Source organism: Nocardia sp. NBC_01327 (assembly GCF_035958815.1).
Taxonomy (GTDB): domain Bacteria; phylum Actinomycetota; class Actinomycetes; order Mycobacteriales; family Mycobacteriaceae; genus Nocardia.
On record NZ_CP108383.1, the window covers coordinates 3,913,457 to 3,940,238 of the forward strand.

Genomic DNA, 26,782 nt, shown 5'->3' on the forward strand with positions numbered 1-26,782 from the left:
CGGTACCCCTCGGATACCGCCCGGCGACAACGATTTTCGTGCGGTGACGCTATTCGGCGTGCAGCGTCAAACCGGTGCCGCTGCCCGTATTGCGCAGCGTCAGAGTGTCGGAATCGATAGTGGCCGTGGCCTTTCCGTTGAGGACGGCCAGCACGTCCCGCTCCACATCCATGACCTGGGGATCGCAGAGCATTCTGGTGGTGGCGACATGGAAACTGATATCGCTGCCGTCGATCTCGGCTCGGCCGTTCATCTGATTGCATCCGGCACTGCCGGTCAGGGTGCCGTCGGGGGCGATGGTGAGCGCCGGGCGCACCTCGTCGAGGGTTTGCGACCGCACCACCGCATCGGAGTGCAGTAGTTCGGTGACGATCCAGGTGGTCTCGGTGAGCGGTTTATCGGGCTGGGCGACCTTGCGGTCCTGCAGCGTGACGGTGATGCCATTGCCGGTGATCGTCAGGTCGGGCCCGGCGAGCTTCCAGCTGGGTGCCGAGCGCAGCAGCCCGTCCACCCAGCCGTCGGCCCCGGCGGCGTCGCCGGGGCAGGCCATCAGCGTGGTCGCCATCTGTCCGACCTCGAGCGTATTGCCATCGAGGGTGACCGGTCCGGAGGCGGTATTGCAGCCCGCTCCGGCGCTGACTCGGCCGTCCGCGAATTTCAGCGTGAGCGGTCCGCCGCCCGGTATGGCCGTGCCCTTGACCTGCGTGGATATGAACGATCGGCCCATGGGCGTGCTCTCGGGCTGCGGCGCGGGCGCCGTCTGCTGCGTGGAGCACCCGGCGACGGCCGCGATCGTCACGGCGAACAGCACACCACACCCTCTGCGAGTTGCTGACATATAGCCGATCGTACGGTGATCACACCGGCATACCGAGCGCCGACGCGAGCGTCCCGCCGATCGCGCCGACGAAGGTGGACAGTGCGCCCGGGTCCAGGATTTCGGTCGGCACATCGCGCTGATGGCAGCCGTCAGCGGCGGGAACGCCGTTGAGCCGGGCATCGAGCCACAGCACGGCGCTCGCGGTCCCGGCGACGGCGGCGATGCCGTGCTCGCTGAGCAGATCCCGGGTGTAGGAGACGCGGGCGTTCGGATCGGTGCAGTAGGTGTCGTAGAGGTTGTTCACCGCATTGATCGGCATCACCTCGTCGAGCGGGGCCTCATAGATGTAGAGGGGAGTGCTCGGGGTGCCGCGCCGGCCGAGGCTGAGTTCGTCCAGGACGGGCTGCATTTCGGGTGAGCGCATGGGATCGCCGGGATAATCGAACAGCCCCTTGATATTGATGAACGGGAAGCCCGCGAATTGCAGTGCCACGCACTGGTTTTCGTGCATCAGTCGGACGGCTTTGCCCAGTGGGTTCATATGCTGGTCGATGAACTGCGCGACCTGGGGGTATTCCCGTGCCACGCCGAACAATCCGCCGAGCACCGCGCCGCCGAAGGTGGAGGTGCCGTTGTTGTAGTCGACCGCCATACGAATATCGGCCATCAGGCCGCCTGTTGCCGAGCCGACGAGATTGAGCTCCGGCGCGTACTCCTGTTGCAGCTCAGCGGCATGCGCGGTGGGAATGGCGCCGCCGGAGTAACCCCACAGTGCGACCCGGGTGTCCGTACCGGGCAGCCCGGCGGGCTCGAAGTTCTCCGCGGCGCGAATGCCGTCGAGGGTGATGCGCCCGCCCAGCGGTCCGACAGCATAGGCCGCGTTCGGGCCCTGATGATCCGGGATCACCACCGCGTGACCGCGCTGCAGCATCGCCTGCACTTCCACGAATTCCGCGGAGATGACCGGGTTCAGGGGATTGGGCAGCGAACCCATCTGCAAGGTGTAGGAGGGCGCGCAGTTCTGCGACAGCGAATCTTCGGCGAACTGGAAGGAGAGCAGGCCGCGCTGTCCGCTGGGCGGCGCGGCGTGCGGGACGATGACGGTGGCCACGGCCGCGATCGCCTCGCCGTGCGTATTGGTGCTGCGGTACGACAGCTGCCAGGCATTCACATTCAGCGGAATCAGCCACAGATTGGCGAGATTCACCTGCCGGGCTGCCAGGATCTCGCCGGGTTGCGCGGCCGATACCCGGGCCGGATCCGGCTGGTAGAAGTTGGTGTCCAGGTACGGCGGCGCGGGCGGAATCGGGAACGGCAGCGCCGGTTCCACGGAAACCGGCTGCGCCGCAGCCGTATTCGTTACCGCCGGGCAGATTCCCACCGTCAATCCCGCCGCCACCGCCAGGCATGCCTGGGCAATCGTCCGGGTCCCCGCTGTCATATCGAACTCCTCCATGCCGCCCGAGGCGGCGGAGCGCTCATTCCCCGCAAAGTTAGAGAGCGCTTGGTTTCTAAGTTGCATCGCGACCCTATGATGCAGGCATGGAATGTGTCAACGGTCACGTCCGCCAGTTGGTTCGACATGGCCGCCGGACACGGCAGGATGGTGCGACGTGAGTGAAGTTTCGCGCCCGCGCCGCACCCAACAGGAGCGCCGGGCCGCCACGGTGGGCAAACTGGTCGACGCCACCATCGATGCCATCGGCGAGGTCGGGTACCAGCGCGCCACCGTGCAGGAGATCTGCGGTCGCGCAGGGCTTTCCGCGGGCGCCATGTTCCGCCAGTTCGACACCCGCCTGGACGTCATCGTCCGCACCGCCGAGGAAGCCTTCACCCGCCAACTCGACGGCTATCGCGCCACCATGGAACACCTTGGCGCACAGGACAATGCCCTCGACACCGCCCTGCGCTTCCTGCGCGCCGCCCAATCCTCCAACCTCACCCACGCCCTCCGCGAGATCTACCTGGCGGCTCGCTCGGACGCCGAACTCCGCGAACGCATCGCCCCCATCGCCGATCGCTACTACCGCGAAATGATCGCCACCCTCAACCAGACCGGCCTCTTCGACGCCTTCCCCAGCGAAATCCGCGAACCCCTCTTCTTCATGATGCTGCACCTCTTCTCCGGCGAAGCCGTAGTCCGCGGCGTCTACCCCCGCCCCGACCTCGACACCGCCATCCTCTCCCTCGTCGAAGACCTCCTGGCCACATACGCCGCCCGCTCACCATCCGGCCCTGCCCGCGCCTGAATAGCGAGTCCAGCCGAATCCGCCCTCCCACAAGACCTCTACAGCCGACCCCCATCAAGATCACGCAGCCCAATCGAGACCGCGCAGCCCGCATCGAACCAAGGCACAGTCCGTGTCGAGGCCGCGCGGCTCGTTTGGGTGCTGTGTGGTGGGGAGATGTGCTGCTTGGGGGTGGGTGATTGCGGCGTGGTGGGGAGTAGTCCGCGTGGCCTGTGGGTGGAAGGGGTGGGCACGCGCATAGGGTGCGAATGGTGAGTGATGTCCGGATCGAGGCTGGGCCTGTGTCGGCGTGGGCGCCGTTTGCGTCGAAGGTGTATCGGGCGCTGTGGGTGGCGCAGTTGGTGTCGAATTTGGGCACCTGGATGCAGACGGTGGGTGCGCAGTGGCTGTTGGTCGATCAGCCGCATGCGGCGTTGCTGGTGTCGCTGGTGCAGACCGCGACCACGTTGCCGGTGGTTCTGCTGGTGATTCCGGCGGGGGTGCTGGCTGATCTCATCGATCGGCGGCGGTTGCTGATCGGTGCGCAGTCGGCGATGGCGTTGATCGCCCTGCTGCTCGCGGTGACGACGGCGGTGGGGCACACCACGCCGGCGGTGCTGCTGGCGCTGCTGTTCGCGATGGGGTGCGGGCAGGCGCTGACCATGCCGACCTGGCAGGCGATTCAACCGGAACTGGTTCCGCGTGAACAGATTCCGGCGGCATCGGCGCTGAATGGGTTGAGTGTCAACGGTGCTCGCGCGATCGGGCCCGCGATCGCCGGTGTGCTGGTGTCGCTGGCCGGGCCGACCTTCGTGTTCGGGTTCAATGCCGTGTCGTTCATCGGCATTGTCGTGGTGCTGATCTGGTGGCGGCGGCCGATCCGGGAGTCGGCGCTGCCGCTCGAGCGTCCGCTGGCGGCACTGCAGGCCGGTATGCGGTACGTCCGGTCGGGACCGGCGATTCGCCGAGTCTTGCTGCGGGCCGTGCTGTTCATCATTCCGGCCAGTGCGCTGTGGGCGCTGCTGCCGATCGTGGCGCGGGAGCGGTTGGGGCTGGGGTCCTCCGGATACGGCTTGATGCTCGGCGCGCTCGGTGTCGGCGCCGTGATCGGCGGGCTGTCCTTCGCCGCACTACGCCGCCGGTTGACCGCTACCCGCATGCTCACACTCTCCGCGGTGCTGTTCGGTGTCGCGACCATGGTCTCGACTCTGGTCCAGCAATTGCCCCTGGTCCTGATCGCCCTGCTGATCGCCGGCATCGGCTGGCCGCTGGCTATGTCGACGCTGAATTCGACCATGCTGCTGATGTTTCCGGCCTGGGTCCGGGCGCGCGGGATGTCGGTCTACACACTGGTGTTCATGGGCGGACAGGCGATCGGTTCGCTGCTGTGGGGTTCGATCGCCGGCGCCATGGGTGTGGTGTTCGCGCTGCTGCTGTCGGCCGTCCTGCTCGCGGTGTGCGCGGTGAGCACACTGTGGTGGCCGGTCAATCAGGATGCGACCGGATTCGATCTGACCCCGACCGCCTTCTGGCCGGAGCCCTACGTCCTCTGCGAGCCCGATCCGGCCGACGGTCCGGTGCTGATCCTCCAGAGTTATACCGTCCCGGACGAATTGGTCGACCGATTCCTCACCGCCATGGCCCGGGTGGGACGCTCCCGCCAGCGCACCGGCGCCATGGAATGGCGGGTCTACCGCGATGTGGGTGTGGCCGACCGCTTCGTAGAGGCCTTCGTCGTGCGGTCCTGGGCCGAGCACATGCATCAGCATCAGGTCCGGCTCACCGCGCAGGATCAGCGCAATGAGCAGGACATGGCCCAGTACACCGTCGGCGAACCGGAGATCAGCCACCTGATCGCGGTGGAAGAGCCGAAGTAGCAGGTGATTACGACTGCAGCCAGGTCAGCACGGCCAGCACGCGGCGGTGGTCGTCGTCGGACGGCGGCAGGTTCAGCTTGGCGAAGATCGAGGAGATGTGCTTCTCCACCGCTCCCTCGGTAATGACCAACTGCTTGCTGATCGCCCGATTGGTGCGGCCCTCCGCCATCAGGCCGAGCACCTCCCGCTCGCGCGGGGTCAGTTCGTCGAGCGGGCCGCTGCGCCTGCGGGCGAACAGACCGGCGACCACCTCGGGATCGAGCACGGTGCCGCCGTCGGTCACCCGGCGCAGGGCGTCGGACAGCTCCTCCAGCTTGGAGATCCGGTCCTTGAGCAGATAGCCGACACCGCCGAGTCCCGCCTCGGCGAGCAGATCGGAGGCATAACTCTGCTCGACGTACTGGGACAGCACCAGGACCGCCGTACCCGGCACCAGACGCCGCGCCTCGAGTGCCGCGCGCAGCCCCTCGGTGCCGAACGAGGGCGGCATGCGCACATCGGTGACCGCGATATCGGGCCGGTGCTCGACCACCGCGCGCACCAGCGCCTCACCATCACCGACCGCCGCCAGGACGGTCGCGCCCGCTTCCTCGAGCAGCCGCACCAGACCCTCTCGCAGCAGTACCGAATCCTCTGCCAGAACTACTCGCATGAGCGGTGAGCCTAACGGGGGAGCAGGATCTCGGCGGTCAGCACGGTCGGACCACCCGGCGGACTGTGCACATCGAGCCGCCCGTCCACACCGGCGAGCCGATCGGACAGACCCGCCAGCCCATGCCCCTTCCCGATATGCGCGCCGCCCACGCCGTCATCGGTCACCCGCAACCACAGGCTTGTCTCATCGGTGGTCACCGTCACCACGCAGCTGCGGGCCCGAGCATGTTTGGCGACATTGGTCAGGGCTTCGCTGACGACGAAATAGGCTGCGTTCTCTACGGATTCGGCCAGTCGCCGGTCCTCGCGCAGATCGCATTCGAGCGTGGTGTGGACCGGGCAGCGGCTCACGGCGGCGGCGAGTGCGGCGGGGAGACCGCGATCGATCAGGATCGGCGGTGCGATACCGCGCGAGACCGCCCGCAATTCGTTCAAGGCCTCGCGGCTCTGCTCGAGCGCCTCATCGACCAATGTCCTTGCGGCATCGGGATTGTCGTTCATGCGCCGGCGCGCCGCCTCGAGATCCATGGTCAGCCGGACCAGCCGCTGCTGCGGCCCGTCGTGAATATCGCGTTCCACCCGGCGCAGTGTCTGCGCCTCCGCCTGCACCGCGGCGCTGCGGCTCACGGTGAGCTGCTCGGTTCTGGCGCGCAGTGCGGCCTTCTCATTGGTCAACAGTGCGCGGGCCACACCCGTCTGGACAATCGCGAGACCACGCAGAACCGGGGGAGTCGTGGCCAGAAACGCAAGTCCCAGAAGCGTATTCACGATGATGTTGGGAGCCAGACCGTGCAGGCCCAGCAGGTCGGCCAGGCCCTGGGAGTCCGGATAGTCGGGCATCAGCCAGCCGAAGAGCGGATACAGCGTCCCCACCACCGCCGCACACACCCAGATCACGGTGATGCCCCAGGTGAACAGCCACACCGGCATGGCGAGGATCCCGTGTGCGAGATCACGCCAGTACTGCCGGTCCTTCAGCACGGTCCAGATCCGCTGCGATCGGCTTCCGGTGGCGGTGGCGTAGTAGGCCGCAGGCAGTTCGTGCCCGATCACCGCTGCCACTCGCCGCCGCTCGAGTGCCGCGAACATGCGGGCCGCCCCCAGCGTGGCGATCAGCACGGGCACGCCCACCCACACCACCAGTGTCGCGGTGCCGAATAGGAAACCGCAGATCAGCGTGACGAAACTGGCGAGTCCGACGAGGATGCCGGGAAGCAGGTAGGCCAGGTCCCGCCGCGCCTGTGCGATATCGAACATGAGGACTACCCTCCCGGTTCCGCTACCCGGCACTCCAACCGGGGACCAGGTAGGCCCGCAGTGGTGCTACCCCCACCCCTCGGCGCGGTCGTCCAGCGATCCAGGCGGGCCCGCGGCGATTGTAGGCAGGTTGCGAGTGCGTTGCTTAGGATCAGTCGGTGATAAGCACAGGCAAAGAATCGAAGGGGTGGAGACGCCCCTCCGTGTGGATGGCCCTCGTACTGATCGTGGCGTACCTGGTGTTCTACCTGCTGGTGGGGCAACTGACATCGTGGCTCTTCGGCGACCGGATCGACAAAGACAATGTGGTGGCGACCGCGCCCAGCATCTGGTTCGCTCTCGTCCTGCCGATCGCCGTCGGCGCTCTTGCCCTGGTGACCGTGACCGCCCGGATGGGCAAGCTCGCAGCGATTTTCGGACCCCAGCCCGTGCGCGGCAGCGGCTGGATGTGGATCGGTCCGGCGCTGGTGCTGATCGCGATCATCGCGCATCTGGCGGGCACGCGGTGGAGTTCGTGGACCGGTGCGCAGATCAGCGCGATGCTGGTGCTCGGCGTCTGCGTCGGTGTGGCGGAGGAGCTGGCCACCCGCGGTTTGACGGTCCAAATCCTGCGCGAGGCAGGCCACGGCGAACGGTTTGTCGCCGTGGTCTCCTCACTCGTGTTCGCGCTGATGCATATGGTGAACCTCATCTCCGGAATGGAGCTGAGCACGGTGGCCGCCACCGTCGTCTACACCTTCGGCTTCGGCATGTGCATGTATCTGGCCATGCGGGTGACCGGCACGATCTGGGCCGCGATCGTATTGCACGCCTGCACCGACCCCAGCACATTCCTGTCCACCGGCGGACTCGACAAGGCGGTCGGTGACTCCGGCGGCAGCGGCGCATCCATCATCGCGGCATTCGCGACTGTGCTACTGATCGTCTTCGGCGTTGTCGCGGTGTTCTTCGTCCGCGGCAAATCCCAAGTCGCTCAACCCTTGTCGGCCGGCGCGTAAACCAGCTCGAGAATTCCGGACGGGAAGGCGGTGCTCTTCACCAGCCGGAGGTTCAGTGCCTGGTCCAGTTCCGGGAACAGGGGTGCGCCCTTGCCTGTGACGGCGGGCAGCACCCACAGCCGGTACTCGTCGATGACGCCGAGCTTGATCAGCGAGTGCATGAATGCGGTGCCGCCGACGGCGACGAGATCCTTGCCGGGCTCGGCCTTGAGTGCGGCGATCTCCTCCGCCGTATCACCATTGGCGATGCGGGTCTCGGGCCAGTTGTCGGCAGACGTCAGCGTGCGAGAGAACACGACCTTGGGAATCTCGTTCATCGCCTTCGCCGACGGGTGGTCCGAGCCCGGCCAGAATCCGGCCATGATCTCGTAGGAGTTCCGGCCCATCAGGAACGCCCCCGCATCCCACAGCCGGCTGACGAAGTACTCCTCCTGCTCGGCATCGTCGATACTCATCATGACGTCCCGGATTCCGTTGTCCCCATCAGCACTCTTGCCATCCAGCGACACATAAAACCCCATGATCAACTTGCGCATTCGATCCTCCATCAGTTCCCGGCACCGGTTCAGAGGTATCGACGGAGGATCCCCCCGAAATTCATCGGTGCGTCCAGCCCCTCACCATCGAGCCCCCGAATCTCCTCGTCGACCAGGGCCCAGGAAACGCCATGGTCGCCCCTCTACTGCGCTCGCCTACTGCGCTCGCCGTCGTGACCGTCAACTTCGCTACAGGGGTGAGACATTGAAATTCGCGTCCGAGATCGGCTGCTCTTGACGATCTCATCGGTCGAGGAGTGACAGTGACCCAGATCAGTGACAGCGAGTTCGACCAGTTGCTAACCGATTTCGAGCACTCCGCGATCCATGTGGAGACTCGCGATGCGTACGGCACCGCAACGGAACTGCCGCACATGGCTCAGTGGGCTGCCGGGGAACCGGACGACCTCGCATGGTTGCAGGGCTGGTGTGCAACGTTGCGTGCACATGTCGCGGCGGGACGATCGGTGCGCCGCGCTCGCATCGTTTCCGAACCGCTGAGTGATTATCAGCGCTGGTCGTACAGTATCGCCGGGCAGATGGTCGGCGCGGGCGAGGACATCCGGTGGATTCCGAGACGCCGGGTGTCATCGATTGCGTTGCCGGGCAACGACTTCTACCTCTTCGATGACCGGCTTGTTGTCTTCCTGCACTACGCTGGAGATGGGTTGGGTACCGGCAAAACCGCATCGACCAACCCTGATGATATTCAGCTGTGCCGCAACGCATTCGAGGCACTATGGGCACTGGCGATTCCGCACAGTGAATACCAGCCCGTCTAGTTCCGCGCGGGAAGCGCGACGGGCACTCGGGTCCCGGCTGCGTGATGTACGCGAGACGCCGGCCTGACCGCACGTCAAATGGCCGCCGTGACCGGTGGTCTGTTCCAAACGGCGGAGTATTCGGCTGCGATGCTGTCGTTTTGGATCCGCTTCCTGGGCGCTGGTGCTGCCGCAGCGCGCTGGACGGTATCGCCGATTCGATCTCCATGCGAGCTGAGGTGTTTCACAATGGCAAGCGTGTCGGCACCGTTCGAGGTCAGTGATAGGTCCAGGAATCGGGTGCTTCTGGTTCTTGTGGCGAGTCTGCTGATCCTGATTCTTTACTGGGTCCTGTGGTTCACCGTCCGCGATGCGGTCGCCAGCAACGAACGCCCCGCGTACTTCGAATTCGAGAACGCATTCCCGCTGGCCGATGCCTGGCTGGCGGTGTGTGTGATCGCCGCTGCGGTCACGTTGATCAAACGCCATGCCATGGCCCTGCTATGGCTGCTGGCAGGTGGCGGATCGGCGATCTATCTCTTCTGTCTCGACGCGCTCTACGACCTCGAGAACGGCATCTGGTGGCGCTCGGGCGCAGGCGGATACATCGAACTCGGCATCAACGTGATCACGCTGGCGGTAGGGGTCGGCCTACTGCGCTGGGCCTGGCGTCGCCGCGCAGCGTTCATCGGGTGAAGAGCGCTGGCGCGCAAAGCTTTACGCTGGTGGGGTCGAGCTACGCTCAAACCTGGCGATTCCAATGTCAGTGGGCTCCTGCATGATCGGCGCAAGAGTCCCCGAAAGACATCAGCTAAGAGATCGCCGAGGATTTCCGGGTCATCGCCGCGGCCTACGGATTCACCGCCGCGGATAACGAGGAGCTGATCGCCACCCGAGACTGGTGAGCGGCGGCGCGTCGCCCGTCGAATATCCTCAGCCCGCGTTGTGGCTTCAGGATGTCGCGCTCGGTGACAACCAGCCCAATTGCCGAGCTCTGCCCAGATCGTCGCGGGCAGCCCAGTGTTCGATCACCATGCCGTCCACCATGCGCATCCAATGCGTTTGCGCGACCGAGAAACGCTTCCCTGTACCAGGAAACACCTGGTCTACCTCACCCTCGGTGTTGTAGACAACGAACGAACCGACCTGTCGCCCAACCATAATGGTGTCCAGACACACCAGATCCTCATCAGCCACAGCATGCCGGATCTCGTGACGCATCTCGGTGAAAGCTGCCCGCAGCCACAACGCCGTGGAGTAGAAACCATGGGGCCCGCGCAGCCGCGTCGTCGGCGGCTCATGCAGGCTCTCACGATTCCGCGCGTCAGGATGAATGACAGCGTCGAAGTCCCCGCGAGTTCCGGCTGCCATGATCTCGAGACTGCGCACAGCCACGGCCTTCGAGTTGTTAGGTGCGCTCATGCGGCTCCCAAAATCCGTAAACGAGATCGGGCACAGTGCCAACGACACCGCACTCCGACCAACGACCCCTTTTCGCTCGGTCTGTCGTTGTCGGCATGTTATTGACGATGACGGCTCCGAGCACGGCGTTCATCCCCAGCCACGGGAAGACGTGCCTTCATCGCAAGTGTGAAGCTCATGTCAACAGCCTCTTCATCAGTGCCGCTATTGCCCTGTGTATCAATAGGTCTCGGGTGCATCGAGTGAAGAAGTGACCTTTTCAGTCAGCGTGAAAGCGGCAGCAAAGATAGGGCGTTCAGCCATCTGTGTTCGGCGTCGGTCATGATCGTTCGATGGACCGAATCCTCATACTGGTGAACGGACTTCCTGGGTCGGGCAAGACAACCCTGGGCAACGCAGTGGCCCGAACCATGAACGCTTGGTTCCTATCCAAGGATGCCGTTAAAGAGGCGTTGGTCGGCTGCCTCGAAAACGCAGTCGAGGTACCAGAACTCGGCGGGATCGCCATGGACACGGTGTGGAAGCTGGCCCAGACCTCACCGGTCGATGTCGTCATCGATTCCTGGTGGTTCAAGCCACGTGATCTTGCCTTCGCGCAAGCGGGAATCGAGCAGGTCGGCACTCGCCGGGTCGTCGAGATCTGGTGCGAGGTCCCCGCCGAGATCGCAAGAGCACGCTACGCGTCACGCCAGCGGCCGGCCTTCTACTCGGATGAGCAACGCCTGGAACAACACTGGGACGACTGGGTAACGCACGCCGCCCCGCTAGGGCTGACACCGACGATCATCGTCGACACCACACGCGCGGTCGATCTCACTGATCTCGCTGCGCAGATCAGGACTGTATCCAGCTCATAGGACACGAAAGCGGGCTATCGACAGTCCCACTGATATCGAGCCTTGTTCGCGAAGTCGATAATCACGGGTGGTTCCGGCCCCGTGCCGCGTCGTTCTCCAGTTACTCGCGGTTCAGGTGATGCACCGGAGGTGCATGGGGGACAAAGACTTCCACGATGACGATTCGTCGCAGCCCTGCGTGTCAGGGTGAGGTGAGTCCACCGGCTCGGAGCCAATCGGAGATGCAGGGCGAGAGACGGATCGCTATTTCATGACCAGGACAAGAGCCGCGGTCGCCGAAGGCCACAATGGGCGGATGGGTTCTCCAGGGCCGCGTGGTGACGAGCCGAAGCGGCGGCGTGCGTTCAGCGCAGCGGACAAGTTGGCGTATCTGCAGGCCTACGAGCAGGCGATCGAACACGGCGACGGTGGCGGGTATCTGCGCCGAGAAGGGCTGTATTCCTCGCAGATCAGCGAGTGGCGCAAGCAGCGCGACGCGGGGGTCCTCTCCGGTAAGAAACCGGGTGAGAAGGTCGGTAAACTGACCGCTGAGCAAGCCGAAATCGCACGTCTGACAGCGGAATTAGCGCGTGCCAACAAACGTCTCGTCACTACCGAGGCCGCCCTGGACATCATGGGAAAAGCACACGCTCTCTTGGAATCTCTCTCCGAGAGAGCGGATTCCGACGAGCAGCGCAGAAGGCGTTGACCACCGCGTACATGTCGTTGACCGATGCCGGAGCCGGTACTCGGCGTGCGGCGGTATTGACGGGACTGGTGCGTTCCACCGCGAACCGCCGCCGTAAGGCCGCCGCGGCACCGAGTTCGGGTGTACCGCAACCGGTTTCAGATCCGGTGAACAAGCTCTCCGAGTTCGAGCGACGCGCGATCCTGGAGAAACTGGGCAGTGCCGGGTTCGTCGATCTGGCGCCGTTGCAGGTCTTCGCCCAGCTCCTGGACGAGGGCACCTACCTGTGTTCGGTGTCCACGATGTATCGGGTGTTAGGGGAAAACAAGCAGGTCAAGGAGCGGCGCCGGTTGGCGCGGCATCCGGCCAAGGTGTGTCCGGAGTTGGTCGCCACCGCACCGAGGCAGGTGTATTCGTGGGACATCACCAAGCTCGCCGGCCCGGTCAAGGGACAGTATTTCGATGCCTACGTGATGATCGACATCTACTCCCGTTACATCGTCGGGGTCCATGTTCACAATCATGAATCCGGTGTTCTGGCAACGGAATTGATGAAAGAGATCTTCGGGGTCCACGGGATTCCGCAGGTAGTGCACGCCGATCGGGGCACGTCGATGACGTCCAAATCGGTCGCCGCTCTGCTCGCCGATCTCGAGGTCACCCGCTCGCATTCACGGCCACGGGTATCCAATGACAACCCCTTTTCGGAGGCGCTGTTCAAGACTCTGAAATACGGTCCAGAGTTCCCCGAACGTTTCCGATCACTCACCGAGGCACGACAATTCATGGATTCCTTCGCCGGGTGGTACAACCACCAACACCGCCACACCGGCATCGGTTTACACACCCCCGCCGACGTTCACTACGGGCTGGCCACCGACAAGGCCGCCGCCCGCCAAGCCGTGCTCGCCCAGGCCCGCGCCCGCCACCCACACCGCTTCGGCACCACCACGGCACCGAAGATCCTTGACCTACCCGAGACCGTCTGGATCAACCGACCAGCCGACGACGCCACCCAGGAGGCCGACACGACAGCCGCTTAACACCCGTTGGACTCATCCACCTTGAAAAATTCCGCAGCGCCCTGTTCGATGACAGGCGTGTGCTGCCCTGCACGCAGTGTGGCCGCCCTTGCAAGCGCCATAGGTGATCGGATGCTGCTGGCTAGTGTGCGGATGTGCTTTTTCACGAACGGGCTACTGCGCGGCTGTCCGGGGTCAGCGATTGAACTTGCTTGCAGTAGTGAACTATTCGTGCAACTACCGCCGGAAGTGCCGAGAAATCGCTGACGAGGGCGACAGATTGCACGAAAAGCTCACCTCGTTCGATCCCTGCCTACTTCGGATCGTTGAGAGTCACCGGTACGAGTTCAGGCCGGCCGCAGCATCCCCCGGAGCGTTGCTCCGTTGTTGAGGACCAACTCCCGCGTAGTCCGGAACCCTGCATGTTCTGCCATGGCCGCGCTCGTCGGATTCGTCGCCACCACGAAGACGTCGATCTCGCTGCTATCGATCCTCGCCCTGACCAGTTCGGAGGTCACACCCTTGCCACGCGCACGCGGTAAGGCCGCCCCGACCGCCAGGTACAGGTGAGGAGTCGCAGGCCGCAGGCTCTCGATCCGGCGCGAGGCGGCGAGTGCGCGAGGGGTGGCCGAACCCAGAGCGCGAATCAGACTGAACGGCTTGGACATCGGGACGTGCCGGCCCGGTCGCTCCCACAAGAGGACAGTCGTCACCCCCTCACTATCCGAAGCCGTGTCCACAAACCCCGCGCGTCGTCTGGCTTCAACTCGCGGATGCCAGAAGAAAGGCAAGGCCCGTCGTCGGCGCTCAGGCTCCGGCCAGAAGTAGGCCATCAACGGATCGTCCATGAACGCCTCGACGAGAACGCACACTTCCGGTGTCATGTACTCGACACTAGTGCGATCGGCACAGCAACAAACCCAACCCCGGCCCACCGTGGCCGTCGTCCGCAGATTTCGAAGCGGCTGAGGCCGTTCGGCTTCCACGGGAGTTCGTTCCGGCCTTGGTCGCGTCGGCATGTCGACCAGAGCATCCGCAGCCGAGCAGCGTGAGATCTTCGCGCAATGCCCTGTGCCGGAAGCAGTCTCGGGCAGTTGAGCTTCTACCCTCCCACGCTGGCCGATTACGGCAGGCCCGGGCCGCTGCTGTCGGCACCCAATTGTGTTGCGGCGGTCTGCAACGCTCTCGAGGCGGCATCTCAGGCGCGGTCGTGGAGGGTGATCTGGTAGCCGTCGGGGTCGGCGAAGGTGAATGTGCGTCCGAAGGGGCCGTCTATCGGTGCGGAGACGATGGGGTGACCGTCGGCGACGAGAGCATCGTGGATGGTCTGGACGTCTGTGGCGTGGAGCCAGATTGCGGCACCGATGCCGGGCTGGGTGACGGAGTCGAGATCGGTGCCGGGAACGATGTCGCGGAGTGCGAATGCGATGGGCTTCGTCTCGAAGACGACGGCGTGCGGGGGTCCGGTCTGCGAGCGGACGAGGCCGAGGTACTGCTCGTAGAACGCTCGAGAAGCGTCGAGGTCGCGTGCTTGGAGTGAGATGAAGTCGGGACCGGTGGCGGGCATGATGATGCTCCTTCCTTGTGTGTCAGTTTTCTGACACAGGTCAATCTATGTCAGAATACTGACATGAGTCAAGACGGTGTCGACCTGCAGACCTCGCTGGGTTACCTGCTGAAGGAGGCGTCGAGCGCCCTGCGCGTAGCCATGGAGGAGGTGCTGCGGCCGCTCGGGATGAGCGTGACGCACTATTCCTGCCTCGAGCTGCTGGCTCAACGACCGGGCTTGTCGAACTCCGAGCTCGCACGCGGCGCGTTCGTGACCCGGCAGTCGATGAACGTGCTGCTCCAGGCCCTGGAACGAGAGGGCTACGTGACCAGGCCCGCGGAGGCGACTGTCGGAAAGATTCTTCCCACGCGGCTCACGCCTCGCGGCCGACGGAGCCTCGAGAAGGCGACCGTAGCGGTCCGGTCCGTCGAGGTCAGAATGCTGGCCGGCCTGACCGAGACCGAACAGTCGGGCGCGCTCCGGATCCTGCGGAGCATGATCGGCTCCCTGCGCGATGGCCGCGCGTAGCTTGTCGTTGTTTCGGCGGTGACTTCGCCGACCCGGCACGGGGCCGAGCGCTCCGGCAAGCGCGGTGGGGCGAGCGACGCCACTTATGCTGCGGGTATGGCAGATCCGGGTTCGGCTGAAAATTCGTCGGGAGACGCGATCGCACAAGCGTTGCGCGCGGAGATTCTGGCCGGCGAGTTGTCGGCGGGTGAGCGGCTGGTGGAGGAGTCACTGGCGAAAAGGTATGGGGTGTCGAGGATTCCGGTGCGGGAGGCGCTCGCGCGCCTGCAGTCGGAGGGGTTCGTCACCATTGTGCGCCATCGCGGTGCGACGGTGTCGGCGTCGTTGATTCATGATGGCCACGAGCTGCTCCAGGTGCGCCGGGGTCTCGAGGTGTTCGCGGCGCAGCTGGCGGCGGAGAACCGCGGCGGTGCGGTCGCGCGGGAGCTTGCCGAGATCGCCGACGGCCGGTCGGGGGAGGGGTCGTCGTTTCACGAGCTGATCGCGATCGCTTCGGGGAACGAGCAGCTGCGCGAGCTGCTCACGAACGTGAATCAGCGGGTGGGGTGGAGCCTCGGCCGCAATCCGGAGACCTCGGCCGCCGACCATCGCGCGGTCGCGATGGCGGTCCGCAATGGGGCCGCCGTGCAGGCGGCCTATCTGATGGATGAGCATCTGCGGCGGGACGAGCAGTTCTTCAACGACCAGTTCGGCACCTGATCGCCCAAAGTTGTATACAGTTTTGTCGAGATATACCGACCGCTTAACATGAAGTACGACGAGCGAAACGTCGGCGTCATAGAAACTGTATACAACTAGGGGCAGCACGATTTCAGTTCCGATCTGTAGTCGGCTCGCCGATACGACCGCTGTCGGCGTCACACTCCCGTACCCGGAGTTCCGACATGTCCCTCACAGCCTCTGGCACGCCGTCCACCACCGTCCCCTCCCTGTTGCCCACCGCCGCGAATCCGTCCTCGGGTTTGACTGCGGCCCTGGACCGTATCGGCTTCGGCCGGGTGCAGGCGACCGTTATCGCCTTGCTGATGGCGGGCCTGTTCTTCGATTCGCTGGAACAGAACTCGACCGGCGCGATGGGTCCGCTGCTGAAGGACTCCTTCGGCATCGGCAATGCCCAACTGACCCTGATCAATACGGCGACGGTGATAGGCGGCCTGGTCGGGCGCCTGATCGGCGGCTATATCGCCGACCGGTGGGGCCGCCGCACCGCGCTGAGCCTGAATCTGCTCGTCTACACCCTCGGCGGGCTGATCAGCGCCGCCGCGATCAACTACGAGATGTTGCTGAGCAGCCGCTTCGTCGTGGGAATCGGACTCGGGGGCGAATTCACCGTCGGGCTGGCGATTCTCGCCGAGGTGGTCGCCACCCGTCATCGCGGCTCGCTGCTGGCGACACTCAATATCTCCTCCGGTGGCATCGGCAATATCGCCTCGTTCGGCTTCTTCCTGTTGGTCCTCGGCCCGCTCAACGGCGTGCTCGGGGGGAATCACAGTTCCTGGCGCTGGACCTACGTGATCTTGGCGGTGCCCGCCGTGCTGGTCGTGTTCTTCCGCCGCTACCTGCCCGAATCGCCCCGATACCTGCTGTCGAAGGGGCGCGTCGACGCGGCGAACGCGAGTCTGACACGACTGGCGAGCGGCAGCATCGCGGGATTGCGAAATCCCGGTCCCACCAAGCGATTCGTGACCGATGCCGATATTCTGCCCACCCGGAAGCCGTCGTATCTGGCGGTTTTCCAGGGCCGGAACCTGCGGCACACCGCCGCGATCGGAGCGGCCTCGTGGATGTCGTTCGGCGCACAGGTGACACTGCTGTTCCTCATGCCGATCCTGCTGATGTCACGGGGATACTCGCTGTCGGATTCACTGGCCTTCACCATGATCATGAATGTCGGCAGCCTGTTCGGCGCGTGCGTCGCGTCCTATCTGGCCGGGCGGGCACCGCGTCGCCGCACGGTGATGACGGCCGCGGTCCTGGGATGCGTATCCGCGATCGCCTTCGCGGTCTTCGCCGACTCGACCGTGCTGATTCTGGTGTTGGGCATGATCTTTCAGTTCTTCACCATGATGCTGAACACGATGCTGTCGGTGTGGTCGCCGGAGCTGTTCCCCACCTCCATCCGCGCCATGGGCGCCTCGGTCGTGAATGGCATCGGCAATGTCGCCGGGGCCGTCATGCCGTTCGCGGCGCTGTTCTTTTTCGACCTCGCCGGTGTGCCCGGCGTGTTCATCATGATCGCCACCATGTATGCCCTGCTCGTGGTCGCCGCCCGTTTCGGGCCCGAGACATTCGGCAAATCCCTCGAAGCCGCGACGGAACAACCCGTCACCGCCTAGTCGCCCACCCGATCCCACACAAGGAGCCCGCCCATGCTCGAACTGAAGATCTCCGCCACCGCGCACGGATTGAACTACCTGCCGCAGTACTACGCCGAACATCTCGGACTCTTCGCGGCCCGCGACCTGAAAGTCACTGCGACAGCGAAGGATCCGTGGACCGGAGTACTCGACGATCTCGACAGCGGTGCGGCGGACATCGCCCTCGGCGGGCTCTGGGTGCCCGGGATGTACTGGGGCACGCCGCGTGAACTCACCGTCTTCGCCCAGGTGAATCACCAGTTCCCGAAAGCCCTGGTCACCCGGGAGGGCTCCGCCCCGCTCGGCTGGGCAGACCTGCTTGGCCGCACCGTCCTCGCACCGGGCATCGGCGGCAGCGCACCGTACGCCTTCACCGCGGGCCTGATCCGGGAAGCCGGGATCGATCCGGCGGGCATCACCTTCCTGCGCGATCTGTCCACCCCGATGTTCGTGGAGCTCTTCGAGGCCGGGCTCGGGGATGCGATCGTCCTGGACATGACAACCGCACAAGTCTTGCAGGACAAGGGAACCGGATCCATCGCGATCGATTACACCGAGGCCGGGGGCATCGGCCCCAATAGCGTCTACTACGCGCGAACCGACTGTAAGGAGGAACTGTCCGACCGGCTCGTCCGCTTCACCGCGGCGCTGAGCGAGGCGATGGAGCTCCTGCGGGCGACCTCGGTTGCCGAACTCGAGCCGTTGCTCACCGCCCACTGGCCGCACATCGCGTCGCCGACCCTGGCCCGAGCCTGTGCGCGCATCAAGAACTCGAGCACATGGGACACGGTGCGCATCGACGCCTCCGCGAGCGACCGGTGGATGCGAATCCTGCAGCAGGAGAAGATGATCCGGACCGTGCCACCGTTCACCGAATTGGTCGACACCAGCATCGCCGACAATGCCGTGCTCGCCTCCACCCTTGGATAATCGTGACACTCATCCTGACCCGCTCCGACATCGCCGGTCTGCTCGACCGGCGAGCGGTGCGGCATGCCGTCGAAGCCGCGCATGCCGCACTGGCCACCGGGCACGTCCAGAACCCCGCACCGCAGGCGATCACCCTGCCGCACAACGGATCAGCGATACCCATGACCGCCGCTGACGAGCACGGCGTCACGGTGAAGCTCCTGGCGGATCTGCCGGCCAATCGTGCTCGCGGACTGCCGACGCAGCGATCGACGATCATCGTCACCTCGGCGGTCACCGGGGAATGCGTCGCGGTGCTCGACGGTCGTGCCATCACGGCGGTACGAACGGCCGCCGCCAGCGCGGTGGCCACCGATTACCTTGCCCGGCAGGATGCTTCGGTCCTGGGCCTGGTCGGGGCCGGTAATCTGGCCATCGAGCACGCGCATGCGATCGCCGACGTGAGGCGAATACGAAAGATCGTCCTCTGGTCGCGCACCACCGACACGGTCGCGACATTCCGCGCCGGAACCGAAAGCCTCGGCATCACTACGGAATTCGCCGAATCACCGGAATCTGTCGTCGAACGATCCGACATCGTGTGCACCCTGACCCCGTCGCGCGACCCCATCGTGTCGGGTCACTGGTTTCGCCCCGGTCAGCACATCAACGCCATCGGTGCACCGCCCCGCCCCGACCACCGCGAAATCGACGCCGCCGGAATGCGCCGCGCCCGCCTCGTCGTAGACCACCACCCCACCGTCATGGCCAAATCGGGCGCGGTCTTGCAGGCTATCGCCGAGCACGCCATCACGGCCGACGACGCCCGCACCGAACTCGGCCACGTCATCAATAACCGTGCCCTCGGACGGCACGACGACACCTGCATCACACTGTTCGAATCGGTCGGACTCGGCCTACAAGACCTCGCCACCACCCAACTAGTCCTCACCGAGGCCATCGAGCACAATATCGGGCACGCCATAGACCTGACCAACTGACAACCCTCGACGCACCGCCCCGACGGTCCCGATCATCCATCGGCCGTCGAACTGCCCCCGAAGCCAGTTCGCCCACGGCTCCACAATCATTCGATCAGCACTGTCATCGACACTAATGTGGCACACGTAGCGGCTGAGATGCGCTCAGCCCGTTGATCTTTGGGTGAATACGCTGGCCGATTCGGTCAGTGTGGTCAGCCGGTTGAAAGCGCGGGTCGCGGCATGAGGGTGCGTTCTTGGACCAGTGCCGGCGTTGGGGGATGGCATCCTTGGCGGGTGAGCGAGTTCTTCTGGCCGGATGATGCGGACTTGGGGGCGCGGGCACGTCGAGCATGGACGGCAGTCGTCGAAGGGTTGCCGGTCGGCACTCGCGTGTCAGGAGTGGTGATCGGTCGTCAGCCCTTCGGGGTTTTCATCCAGATAGACCAGGTGCCCGACGCTGTCGGATTGGTGAGGGTTACTGCACTGCCGCCGGATGTTGAGCTTCCCCTTCGAGGCGTGCACGTCGTCGGTGACGTGCTCTGGCACGAGGAAAGAAACTGTCAGGTGACCGTGACACCCGTGGGATACCGGCAAGACGTTGCGTGCCCACCCATCAGCGACGCTGAGTTGCTCGACGTGAAACGAAGACTGCTGAGTGACCGGAATGAGCGGCAGGGGCGCTGACTGACGTTTGATGGTTGGTCTGGAATGGATCAAATACATTCGCCCCGTGGATCTTCCGATGGCGACACCCGGAAATGACACATCGTCGGCAAATCAGGGCATTTCGTTCGGCCCAGATAAGCTCGGCTGGTTGCGCGTCCGGATGGGCTCGGCTCGTTGAGCTTCAGTCGGTCCTCGCGGTCCTCGCGGTCCTCCGGCCAGAAGGCGCATCTGGGCTTGGCCTCAGCTTGCTGCCGCCAGGACCCGCCATACCTTTCTGGAACGCGAGCGGACCTGGGGAGCCGCGTATTCGATTCGCCGGCGGGCTTCGTGGGTGCTGATCCGCAGCAGATCGGTCAATAGCTCCACGGTGTCCCGGTAGCCGATCTCGGGGGCGAGGCCGCGGCGTTCGGCTTCGGCGACGGCCGCGCGCATGGCGGCATCGAGTCGCCTGCGGCGGCGTTCGGTCTCGACGAGGGTGCGCAGTAGGTCGACATCGGCCAGTTCCGGCCATTCTGCTGCTGGAGCACCCGGCGCCAGCGCGGTCGAATGTATGGTCACGCGGGTCAGCATACAGCAGGGGTCGAACATATGTTCGATAACTTGAATTGCGGTCGTGGCGTGCCGAATCTCATGCCACTCCGCACGGGACATCGCAGGATACGAAGGTGTGCGGAGGACCTTGCCGATAAGGTCCGGCCGGCACCAGGGTGTATGCGATCATGCCTCTGACGACCGCATACAATGGCCCGCATGCGCATGTTCCTCGATATCCTCCTGATCATCACCAGCGTGCTGCTGGTGCTGCTGGTGCTGCTGCACCGCGCCAAGGGCGGGGGTCTGTCGAGCCTGTTCGGTGGCGGTGTGCAGTCCAGCCTGTCGGGATCCACCGTCGTCGAGAAGAACCTGGATCGGATCACGATCTTCCTCGGGGTGATCTGGCTGATCTCGATCCTCGGTATCGGACTCGAAATCAAGTTCTCCTCCTAGTCGATACCTGACAGGTCGCCGGGCGCCGCTGCATGCGGCGCCCGGCGACTTGTGCTGGGTGCGGTCGCCTCGAAGTTGCCCGAATGCGGGGTGCCGAACCGGCGGATATCGCCGATTGTTTGCAACGGGTTGTCCAATCGGGACCTCGTCACCACCGTCCTGTGGGCATCATGGACAGATGGACTTGGTGAATACGGTGGCGCCGAGCCTCGCGGGGGTGCTTCACCGGGACTTCTTCTGGATGGTGTGGAACAGCGTTCTGGCCTGGATTCCGGTTGCGCTCGCGCTCTTGGTCTTCCGTTCCGACCCGCAGTTCGGGCGGCGGCTCCCGGTGTCCCCGGTGTGGTGGGCGGGGGTAGCGCTGCTGATGCTGTTCCTGCCGAACGCGCCCTATGTGGTAACCGATTTGGTGCATTTGCGCGATGATGTGCGTGCTATCGGCGACGGTCCGGTGGTCTCCACGGTATTGCCGGTGTACGGCATTTTCATCGTCTCGGGATTCCTGGCCTACTACCTGGTGCTGGCAGAGCTCCGCGGATTTCTGGAACGGATCGGCCTGGGGGCCTGGCGCGCACCGGTCATCCTCACGGTCCATTTGCTCTGCGCCGTAGGCGTTTTCCTGGGCCGCTGGGTCCGCCTCAACAGCTGGGAGCCGGTGGTCGAGCCCCGCGGCACCGTCGAGCGCATGGTGCTGGCCCTCACCTGGGAGTGGGCGCCGATCCTGATTGCCGCGGTCTTCGTGGCAACGGCCCTGGGCCACTTCGTGACTCGCGCGGTGGCCGAGGCCGGAGTGGCGAGCGCGCGCCGCGGCGCCCGGCTGGTGCGAGGTCTGCGCCTCGCACCGCCGAGCCCCGATCAGGTGTGATCAGGCGAGGCCGAGGCGCTCTGCCGCGATAATGCGGATCGCCTTCTTGTCCGGCTTGCCGAGCCCGGTGAGGGGCAGCTTGTCGATGAGCAGCACATGCTTGGGCACCTGGACGGAACCCTTGCGCTGCTTGACCGCCGCCTGGATCTCGGCGGTCACGATCTCGACGGCGGCCGCATCGGCGGCGGTCTCCGGATCGAGGACCAGCAGCGCGGTCACAGCCTCGCCCCAGTGCGCGTCGGGCACGCCGACCACGGCGACCTCGAGCACCCGGGGATGCTCGGAGACAACGTCTTCCACCTCGCGCGGGAACACATTGAACCCGCCGGTGACCACCATGTCCTTGCTGCGGCCGACGATGAAGAGGAAACCGTCCTCGTCCTCGCGAGCCAGATCACCGGTGCGCAGCCAGCCGTTGTGGAAGGTTTCGGCGGTGACCTCGGGCAGATTCAGGTACCCGGCCGCGAGCAGCGGTCCGGAGACGCAGATTTCGCCGACCTCACCGGGCGCGACCGGATTGTCCTCACCGTCGAGCAGCGCCACCCGCACCGCGGTGGAGGGCCGCCCGCACGAGGTGAGCCGCTCCTTATCGTGCTCCTCCTTGCCCAGATAGCTGATGGCCATGGGCGCTTCGGACTGCCCGAAGTACTGCGCGAAGATCGGCCCGAAGCGATCGATGGCCTCCTGCAGGCGATTCGGATCGATCGCGGAGGCGCCGTAGTACACGGTCTCCAGCGACGACAGATCGCGGGTCGCCGAATCCGGATGATCCAGCAGCGCGTAGAGCATCGACGGCACCAGCATGGTGGCGCTGATCTTGTGCTCCTCGATGGCCTTGAGGACTTCACCGGCATCGAAGCGCGGCACCACCACACACTGCCCGCCGAGCAGCACGACCGGCAGGAAGAATGCCGCGCCCGCATGCGAAAGCGGTGTGCAGATCAGGAATTTCGGTCGCTTGGGCCATTCCCACTCCGACAGCTGGATCTGCGTCATGGTCGTCATGGTGCGCGCGGTGCCGACCACACCCTTGGGCTTGCCGGTGGTCCCGCCGGTGTAGCTGATCGAGATGATGTCCTCTGGCAGCAGTTCCACCGCGTGCACCGGCTGCGGCTCGTACTTGTCGGCGGTGGCGAGCAGATCCACGCCCACATCGGCCAGCGCCTCGGGCACGGGCCCGAGCACCAGCACGCGGGTCAGGCTCTCCACCCGGTCCACCAGCTCCCGCGCACGCTGCACGAACGCCGGAACCGGATCCAGGATGAGCGTCGTAATGCCCGCGTCCGCAAGCACATACGCGTGATCGTCGACGCCGCCGATCGGGTGCAGCGCGGTGCGTCGCTGCCCGGAGATCTGGCCCGCACCGATGGTGAACAGCACCTCCGGCCGGTTCAGTGCGAGGATGCCGACCGGGCTGCCCTGTACGAGGCCGTACTCGGCGAATGCCGAGATATAGCGGCTCATCGCATCGAGCACCTCGCCGCCGGTGAGCACGTTGCCACCGAGGGTCAGCACCGGCCGATTCTTGTGCCGGCGCAGTCCGGACACCAGCAGATGGCCATTGTGCAGTGGCAGCCGCAGGTGGGTGTCGGGATCGATTGTGGTCATTGCTTTCTCCACTCCGAGCGGTTCTTTCCAGAGGTGACTGTTGTCAAGAGGTCACAGCGTGTGCGCGCCGTACAGGGTGACCACCACCGCGCCGCCCAGTCCCAGATTGTGGGCGAGTGCGGTGCGCGCGTCCGGTACCTGGCGTTCGCCCGCGAGTCCGCGCAGCTGCCAGGACAATTCGGTGGCCTGGGCCAGGCCGGTGGCGCCGAGCGGGTGTCCCTTGGAGATGAGCCCGCCGGACGGGTTCACCACCCAGGTGCCGCCGTAGGTGGTGGCGCCGGATTCCACCAGTGCACCGGATTCGCCCTCACCGCACAGGCCCAGGGCCTCGTAGGTGATGAGCTCGTTGATGGTGAAGCAGTCGTGCAGCTCGATCACATCGACGTCCGCGACCCCGATTCCGGCGGTGGCGAACACCTTCGAGGCGGCCGCGCGGGTCATGGGCGCGCCCACGACATCGATCATGGAGCCGGTCGAGAAGGAGTTGCCGTCATCGGTGGCCAGCTCCTGCGCCAGGATTTCGATGGCCTGATCCTCGAGCCCGTGCGCCCGCACGTACTCCTCGCTGACCACGACCGCGGCGGCCGCGCCGTCGGACATGGGCGAGCACTGCGAGCGGGTCAGCGGGCCGTGCACCGGCTTGTCGCCGAGCACCTGCTCGAGGGTGTACGCATCCTGGAACTGCGCCAGCGGATTCCGGGTGGAGTGCTCGTGGTTCTTCACCGCGACCGCCGCCAGCTGCTCGGGCGTGGTGCCGTAGCGCTTCATATGCTCGATGGCCGCATTGCCGAAGAACTGCGTGGTGATGGGCGCCTGGCTGAAGTCGTACTGCTCGCGCATGACGGCCAGGTGGTGATCCACCGTGGTGGCCTTGGGCCGGGTGGCCGGGCCCGCCATGGACTCCTTGGTCATCTGCTCGAAGCCGACGGCCAGCGCGATGTCCACGATCCCGCTGCCGACCCATTCGCGCGCCAGCATGAGCGCGGTGGAACCGGTGGCGCAGTTGTTGTTCACATTGACGATCGGAATGCCGGTGAGACCCACGTCGTACAGGGCGCGCTGCCCGGCGGCGGACGGCTGGAAGACGTAGCCGACAGCGGCGCGCTGCACCTGGTCGTAGGTGACTCCGGCATCGCCGAGTGCGCCGTTGACGGCCTCGGCGACCATCTGCGGGTAGGTCCACTCGCGGGAACCGATCTTGACGAACGGGGTCATGTTGACTCCGACGACGAAAACGCGACGCATTCTTCCTGTACTCCTGTTCTGCGGAAACAACTGTGGTGGATGGTCAGTCGGCGCGCGGGACGCGGCCGTCGATATCGGTGAACCCGTACTCCCCGGCGAGGTCGGCGACCTTCCAGGCTTTACCGCTGCGCGCCTTGCGCTTCGGATCGGCGGCCAGTGCCACGACGGCCCGGCCCGGGAAGCGGGGGGATTCGGCGGTATCGAGATCGAAGGTGCCTTCGCCGGGCAGCGTGACCAGGCGGCGGCCCTGCGCATCGGCCGGAACCATCTGCAGCAGTTCGGTATTGACGATGCCGGGCCAGAGCGAGACGGCGGTCGCCTCGGTGTCCGCGAGATCATGCGCCATATCGGCGGTCAGCCGATCGAGGGCTGTCTTGCCGACGCCGTAGACGGCATTGTGCATGTACCGGGTCGCACCGGGGGAGGACACATTGACGATGAGCCCACCGGATTCGATGATCAGCGGCGCCGCGAAAACGCTTGCCACATAGTGCGATCGAACGCCGATATCGAAGGTCTCGTCCCACGCCTTGGGTGGCACCTCCCAGAACTTGCGGCCCAGCCAGCGGGCGGCGGCGGGGGAGTTGTAGACGTTGTTCACCAGCACATCCAGGCGGCCGTGCTCCTCGCGCACCTGTGCGAAGAGCTTTTCGACCGCACTGTCGTCCTTGTGGTCGCAGACCACCGCGACTCCGGCGCCGCCGAGCGCATCGATCTCGGCGGCGGTGCCCGCCACCGTGCCCGGCAGGTGTCCGGCCGTGGTGGTGCGTCCGGTGACATAGACGGTTGCGCCCGCCGCGCCCAGCTCCAGGGCAATGCCCTTGCCGATACCGCGGCTGGCTCCGGTCACCACGGCGACCGTTCCGGCGAGAATCTTGGGTATTTCGCTCACGACCTCTGGACACTACCTTTAAATAGGAACGTGTTCTAGAAATTGGAGGCAGCAGTGGAGCTGACGCATCGGATCGTGGATACCGGAGACATCCGTATGCACGTGGCGGAGCAGGGTGAGGGGTATCCGGTCATCTTCTGCCACGGGTTCCCGCACACCTGGTTCATGTGGCACAACCAGCTGGAAGCGGTCGCGGCCGCCGGGTACCGCGCGCTGGCCCCGGACCTGCGCGGGTACGGGCGCACCGATGCGCCCGCCGGGCTGGAGTCGTACACGAACGAGGCCGTGATCGGCGATCTGCTGGCGCTGCTGGACGATATCGGCGAGCAGCGGGCCGTCTTCGTCGGCCTGGACTTCGGCGCGCAACTGGTGTGGGAGCTGTCGCTGCGGCATCCGGAGCGGGTGGCCGCGGTGGCGGTTCTGAACAATCCGTTCAGCCCGCGTCCGCCGCGTCCGCCGTCAGCGTTCTGGACCAAGGCGGCGGATCGGCACTTCCTGCATCTGGCGTACTTCCAGGAGCCGGGTGTGGCCGATGCCGAACTGGCCGCGGACCCGCGCGGGTTCCTGGCCCGGGTGTACTACTCGCTCAGCGGTGACTACCACTACCTCGACACCTGGAAGAACCCGCCGGGTCTGGGCTACCTCGATGTCCTTCCCGAGGCGCCGCCCATGCCGTGGTCGTGGCTCTCGGAGGCCGAATTCGACACGCTGGTAGCGGATTTCGAGCGCACCGGGTTCACCGGCGGGCTCAACTGGTACCGCAGCCTCGATCGCAACTGGGAACTCACCGAGGCGTACGCCGACGCCAAGGTCACCGTCCCGACCTTCTTCCTCTACGGCGAGAACGACCCGGATATGGAGGGTTTCAGCGGCCGCGACCCGCTGGCGACCCTGCGCGCCAATGTGGTCGACCTGCGCGAGGTGGTCGAAATCCCCAAGGCGGGCCACCTGGTTCAGCTCGAACGCGCCGATGCCGTCAACGGGTTCCTCGTCAACGCCCTGAAGAGTTTGGACCTGACCGTCTCGACTTCTGCCTGATCCGCATCATCTGAAGATCGTCTGAAGGAGTGGCCCGACGTCTTTTCGAAGGGCCA

29 protein-coding genes are annotated in these 26,782 nt (G+C 65.2%); 17 read left to right on the forward strand and 12 right to left on the reverse strand.

The features are described from left to right. Window positions 1–49 precede the first annotated feature (49 nt). Together OG326_RS17645 and OG326_RS17650 are read right to left on the reverse strand one after the other, a co-directional pair. Window positions 50–838, reverse strand: coding sequence for an META domain-containing protein (locus OG326_RS17645; RefSeq protein WP_327145729.1), 789 nt, complete (start codon window positions 836–838; stop codon window positions 50–52). A gap of 19 nt (window positions 839–857) precedes the next feature. After that, window positions 858–2,261, reverse strand: a complete 1,404-nt coding sequence (locus OG326_RS17650; protein ID WP_327145730.1) for a lipase family protein — start codon at window positions 2,259–2,261, stop codon at window positions 858–860. A gap of 172 nt (window positions 2,262–2,433) precedes the next feature. Here OG326_RS17650 and OG326_RS17655 point away from each other — a divergent pair, with 172 nt between their 5' ends. Together OG326_RS17655 and OG326_RS17660 are read left to right on the forward strand one after the other, a co-directional pair. Continuing rightward, complete coding sequence (locus OG326_RS17655) at window positions 2,434–3,069, forward strand: TetR/AcrR family transcriptional regulator (protein WP_327145731.1); 636 nt, start codon at window positions 2,434–2,436, stop codon at window positions 3,067–3,069. A 251-nt stretch (window positions 3,070–3,320) separates the two neighbouring features. Beyond that, on the forward strand, window positions 3,321–4,925 hold the full coding sequence (locus OG326_RS17660; protein WP_327145732.1) for an MFS transporter: 1,605 nt from the start codon (window positions 3,321–3,323) through the stop codon (window positions 4,923–4,925). Window positions 4,926–4,932: 7 nt separating this feature from the next. Here OG326_RS17660 and OG326_RS17665 read toward each other — a convergent pair whose 3' ends face one another. Together OG326_RS17665 and OG326_RS17670 are read right to left on the reverse strand one after the other, a co-directional pair. Continuing rightward, window positions 4,933–5,577, reverse strand: coding sequence for a response regulator transcription factor (locus OG326_RS17665; protein ID WP_327145733.1), 645 nt, complete (start codon window positions 5,575–5,577; stop codon window positions 4,933–4,935). A gap of 11 nt (window positions 5,578–5,588) precedes the next feature. Continuing rightward, entirely contained in the window at window positions 5,589–6,836 is a 1,248-nt protein-coding gene (locus OG326_RS17670) for a sensor histidine kinase (RefSeq protein WP_327145734.1), read from the reverse strand. 209 nt (window positions 6,837–7,045) lie between these two features. Here OG326_RS17670 and OG326_RS17675 point away from each other — a divergent pair, with 209 nt between their 5' ends. After that, window positions 7,046–7,834: a CPBP family intramembrane glutamic endopeptidase gene (locus tag OG326_RS17675; RefSeq protein WP_327145735.1), complete on the forward strand. Its 789-nt coding sequence runs from the start codon at window positions 7,046–7,048 to the stop codon at window positions 7,832–7,834. On the opposite strand, the gene OG326_RS17680 is transcribed toward OG326_RS17675, so the two are convergent. Next, window positions 7,810–8,370, reverse strand: coding sequence for a dihydrofolate reductase family protein (locus tag OG326_RS17680; protein WP_327145736.1), 561 nt, complete (start codon window positions 8,368–8,370; stop codon window positions 7,810–7,812). The genes OG326_RS17675 and OG326_RS17680 overlap by 25 nt on opposite strands. 263 nt (window positions 8,371–8,633) lie before the next feature. On the opposite strand from OG326_RS17680, the gene OG326_RS17685 reads away from it, so the two are divergent. The 3 genes from OG326_RS17685 to OG326_RS43040 all read left to right on the forward strand — a co-directional run bounded on the left by OG326_RS17685 (window position 8,634) and on the right by OG326_RS43040 (window position 10,036). Beyond that, window positions 8,634–9,152, forward strand: coding sequence for a DUF6879 family protein (locus tag OG326_RS17685; RefSeq protein WP_327145737.1), 519 nt, complete (start codon window positions 8,634–8,636; stop codon window positions 9,150–9,152). A gap of 78 nt (window positions 9,153–9,230) precedes the next feature. Beyond that, window positions 9,231–9,827, forward strand: a complete 597-nt coding sequence (locus OG326_RS17690; RefSeq protein WP_327145738.1) for a hypothetical protein — start codon at window positions 9,231–9,233, stop codon at window positions 9,825–9,827. A 122-nt stretch (window positions 9,828–9,949) separates the two neighbouring features. Beyond that, window positions 9,950–10,036 carry a DUF5713 family protein gene (locus OG326_RS43040; protein WP_442791038.1) on the forward strand — a complete coding sequence of 29 codons (87 nt, stop codon included), beginning with the start codon at window positions 9,950–9,952 and terminating at the stop codon, window positions 10,034–10,036. A gap of 46 nt (window positions 10,037–10,082) precedes the next feature. Here the strand turns inward: OG326_RS43040 and OG326_RS17695 are convergent, their stop codons facing one another. Continuing rightward, window positions 10,083–10,553 carry an ester cyclase gene (locus OG326_RS17695; RefSeq protein ID WP_327145739.1) on the reverse strand — a complete coding sequence of 157 codons (471 nt, stop codon included), beginning with the start codon at window positions 10,551–10,553 and terminating at the stop codon, window positions 10,083–10,085. 332 nt (window positions 10,554–10,885) lie between these two features. Between OG326_RS17695 and OG326_RS17700 the strand changes: the two genes are divergently transcribed. Further along, entirely contained in the window at window positions 10,886–11,410 is a 525-nt protein-coding gene (locus OG326_RS17700; RefSeq protein ID WP_327145740.1) for an AAA family ATPase, read from the forward strand. Window positions 11,411–11,705: 295 nt separating this feature from the next. Further along, a protein-coding gene (locus OG326_RS17705) for an IS3 family transposase (RefSeq protein WP_327146491.1) occupies window positions 11,706–13,120 on the forward strand; the annotation gives its coding sequence in 2 pieces (ribosomal slippage) (window positions 11,706–12,072 and window positions 12,072–13,120; 1,416 coding nt in all). A gap of 326 nt (window positions 13,121–13,446) precedes the next feature. Here OG326_RS17705 and OG326_RS17710 read toward each other — a convergent pair. After that, window positions 13,447–13,983, reverse strand: a complete 537-nt coding sequence (locus OG326_RS17710; RefSeq protein WP_327145741.1) for a hypothetical protein — start codon at window positions 13,981–13,983, stop codon at window positions 13,447–13,449. A gap of 314 nt (window positions 13,984–14,297) precedes the next feature. Further along, window positions 14,298–14,666: a VOC family protein gene (locus OG326_RS17715; protein ID WP_327145742.1), complete on the reverse strand. Its 369-nt coding sequence runs from the start codon at window positions 14,664–14,666 to the stop codon at window positions 14,298–14,300. Between the two features lie 63 nt (window positions 14,667–14,729). On the opposite strand from OG326_RS17715, the gene OG326_RS17720 reads away from it, so the two are divergent. The 6 genes from OG326_RS17720 to OG326_RS17745 all read left to right on the forward strand — a co-directional run bounded on the left by OG326_RS17720 (window position 14,730) and on the right by OG326_RS17745 (window position 20,109). Continuing rightward, window positions 14,730–15,176: a MarR family winged helix-turn-helix transcriptional regulator gene (locus OG326_RS17720; RefSeq protein ID WP_327145743.1), complete on the forward strand. Its 447-nt coding sequence runs from the start codon at window positions 14,730–14,732 to the stop codon at window positions 15,174–15,176. A 96-nt stretch (window positions 15,177–15,272) separates the two neighbouring features. Continuing rightward, window positions 15,273–15,875 carry a GntR family transcriptional regulator gene (locus tag OG326_RS17725; protein ID WP_327145744.1) on the forward strand — a complete coding sequence of 201 codons (603 nt, stop codon included), beginning with the start codon at window positions 15,273–15,275 and terminating at the stop codon, window positions 15,873–15,875. A gap of 185 nt (window positions 15,876–16,060) precedes the next feature. Continuing rightward, on the forward strand, window positions 16,061–17,512 hold the full coding sequence (locus OG326_RS17730; RefSeq protein WP_327145745.1) for an MFS transporter: 1,452 nt from the start codon (window positions 16,061–16,063) through the stop codon (window positions 17,510–17,512). 33 nt (window positions 17,513–17,545) lie between these two features. Then, window positions 17,546–18,463, forward strand: coding sequence for an ABC transporter substrate-binding protein (locus OG326_RS17735; RefSeq protein WP_327145746.1), 918 nt, complete (start codon window positions 17,546–17,548; stop codon window positions 18,461–18,463). A gap of 2 nt (window positions 18,464–18,465) precedes the next feature. Then, complete coding sequence (locus OG326_RS17740) at window positions 18,466–19,443, forward strand: ornithine cyclodeaminase family protein (RefSeq protein ID WP_327145747.1); 978 nt, start codon at window positions 18,466–18,468, stop codon at window positions 19,441–19,443. 276 nt (window positions 19,444–19,719) lie between these two features. Then, on the forward strand, window positions 19,720–20,109 hold the full coding sequence (locus tag OG326_RS17745; protein ID WP_327145748.1) for a hypothetical protein: 390 nt from the start codon (window positions 19,720–19,722) through the stop codon (window positions 20,107–20,109). A gap of 222 nt (window positions 20,110–20,331) precedes the next feature. Here OG326_RS17745 and OG326_RS17750 read toward each other — a convergent pair whose 3' ends face one another. Next, window positions 20,332–20,649 carry a DUF222 domain-containing protein gene (locus OG326_RS17750; protein ID WP_327145749.1) on the reverse strand — a complete coding sequence of 106 codons (318 nt, stop codon included), beginning with the start codon at window positions 20,647–20,649 and terminating at the stop codon, window positions 20,332–20,334. Window positions 20,650–20,841: 192 nt separating this feature from the next. Between OG326_RS17750 and secG the strand changes: the two genes are divergently transcribed. Both secG and OG326_RS17760 read left to right on the forward strand, forming a co-directional pair. After that, window positions 20,842–21,078, forward strand: a complete 237-nt coding sequence (secG, locus tag OG326_RS17755; protein ID WP_297626023.1) for a preprotein translocase subunit SecG — start codon at window positions 20,842–20,844, stop codon at window positions 21,076–21,078. 178 nt (window positions 21,079–21,256) lie between these two features. Then, window positions 21,257–21,943 (forward strand): DUF1361 domain-containing protein, encoded by a 687-nt coding sequence (locus OG326_RS17760; RefSeq protein ID WP_327145750.1) that lies wholly within the window; start codon window positions 21,257–21,259, stop codon window positions 21,941–21,943. On the opposite strand, the gene fadD8 is transcribed toward OG326_RS17760, so the two are convergent. The 3 genes from fadD8 to OG326_RS17775 are packed head-to-tail and all read right to left on the reverse strand — an operon-like array spanning window position 21,944 to window position 25,688. Next, complete coding sequence (gene fadD8, locus OG326_RS17765) at window positions 21,944–23,551, reverse strand: fatty-acid--CoA ligase FadD8 (protein ID WP_327145751.1); 1,608 nt, start codon at window positions 23,549–23,551, stop codon at window positions 21,944–21,946. Between the two features lie 51 nt (window positions 23,552–23,602). Next, complete coding sequence (locus OG326_RS17770; RefSeq protein ID WP_327145752.1) at window positions 23,603–24,796, reverse strand: thiolase C-terminal domain-containing protein; 1,194 nt, start codon at window positions 24,794–24,796, stop codon at window positions 23,603–23,605. A 43-nt stretch (window positions 24,797–24,839) separates the two neighbouring features. Next, complete coding sequence (locus OG326_RS17775; protein WP_327145753.1) at window positions 24,840–25,688, reverse strand: SDR family NAD(P)-dependent oxidoreductase; 849 nt, start codon at window positions 25,686–25,688, stop codon at window positions 24,840–24,842. Window positions 25,689–25,742: 54 nt separating this feature from the next. On the opposite strand from OG326_RS17775, the gene OG326_RS17780 reads away from it, so the two are divergent. Further along, window positions 25,743–26,726 (forward strand): alpha/beta fold hydrolase, encoded by a 984-nt coding sequence (locus OG326_RS17780; protein ID WP_327145754.1) that lies wholly within the window; start codon window positions 25,743–25,745, stop codon window positions 26,724–26,726. Window positions 26,727–26,782 lie beyond the last annotated feature (56 nt).

Excerpts from the sequence above, each read along its gene's own strand:
- OG326_RS17645 (WP_327145729.1), bottom strand. The coding sequence starts at position 838 with ATGTCAGCAACTCGCAGAGGGTGTGGTGTGCTGTTCGCCGTGACGATC.
- OG326_RS17650 (WP_327145730.1), bottom strand. The coding sequence starts at position 2,261 with ATGACAGCGGGGACCCGGACGATTGCCCAGGCATGCCTGGCGGTGGCG.
- OG326_RS17665 (WP_327145733.1), bottom strand. The coding sequence starts at position 5,577 with ATGCGAGTAGTTCTGGCAGAGGATTCGGTACTGCTGCGAGAGGGTCTG.
- OG326_RS17670 (WP_327145734.1), bottom strand. The coding sequence starts at position 6,836 with ATGTTCGATATCGCACAGGCGCGGCGGGACCTGGCCTACCTGCTTCCC.
- OG326_RS17675 (WP_327145735.1), top strand. The coding sequence starts at position 7,046 with ATGGCCCTCGTACTGATCGTGGCGTACCTGGTGTTCTACCTGCTGGTG.
- OG326_RS17680 (WP_327145736.1), bottom strand. The coding sequence starts at position 8,370 with ATGCGCAAGTTGATCATGGGGTTTTATGTGTCGCTGGATGGCAAGAGT.
- OG326_RS17690 (WP_327145738.1), top strand. The coding sequence starts at position 9,231 with ATGGCCGCCGTGACCGGTGGTCTGTTCCAAACGGCGGAGTATTCGGCT.
- OG326_RS17695 (WP_327145739.1), bottom strand. The coding sequence starts at position 10,553 with ATGAGCGCACCTAACAACTCGAAGGCCGTGGCTGTGCGCAGTCTCGAG.
- OG326_RS17700 (WP_327145740.1), top strand. The coding sequence starts at position 10,886 with ATGGACCGAATCCTCATACTGGTGAACGGACTTCCTGGGTCGGGCAAG.
- OG326_RS17710 (WP_327145741.1), bottom strand. The coding sequence starts at position 13,983 with ATGACACCGGAAGTGTGCGTTCTCGTCGAGGCGTTCATGGACGATCCG.
- OG326_RS17715 (WP_327145742.1), bottom strand. The coding sequence starts at position 14,666 with ATGCCCGCCACCGGTCCCGACTTCATCTCACTCCAAGCACGCGACCTC.
- OG326_RS17720 (WP_327145743.1), top strand. The coding sequence starts at position 14,730 with ATGAGTCAAGACGGTGTCGACCTGCAGACCTCGCTGGGTTACCTGCTG.
- OG326_RS17725 (WP_327145744.1), top strand. The coding sequence starts at position 15,273 with ATGGCAGATCCGGGTTCGGCTGAAAATTCGTCGGGAGACGCGATCGCA.
- OG326_RS17730 (WP_327145745.1), top strand. The coding sequence starts at position 16,061 with ATGTCCCTCACAGCCTCTGGCACGCCGTCCACCACCGTCCCCTCCCTG.
- OG326_RS17735 (WP_327145746.1), top strand. The coding sequence starts at position 17,546 with ATGCTCGAACTGAAGATCTCCGCCACCGCGCACGGATTGAACTACCTG.
- secG (WP_297626023.1), top strand. The coding sequence starts at position 20,842 with ATGCGCATGTTCCTCGATATCCTCCTGATCATCACCAGCGTGCTGCTG.
- OG326_RS17760 (WP_327145750.1), top strand. The coding sequence starts at position 21,257 with ATGGACTTGGTGAATACGGTGGCGCCGAGCCTCGCGGGGGTGCTTCAC.
- fadD8 (WP_327145751.1), bottom strand. The coding sequence starts at position 23,551 with ATGACCACAATCGATCCCGACACCCACCTGCGGCTGCCACTGCACAAT.
- OG326_RS17770 (WP_327145752.1), bottom strand. The coding sequence starts at position 24,796 with ATGCGTCGCGTTTTCGTCGTCGGAGTCAACATGACCCCGTTCGTCAAG.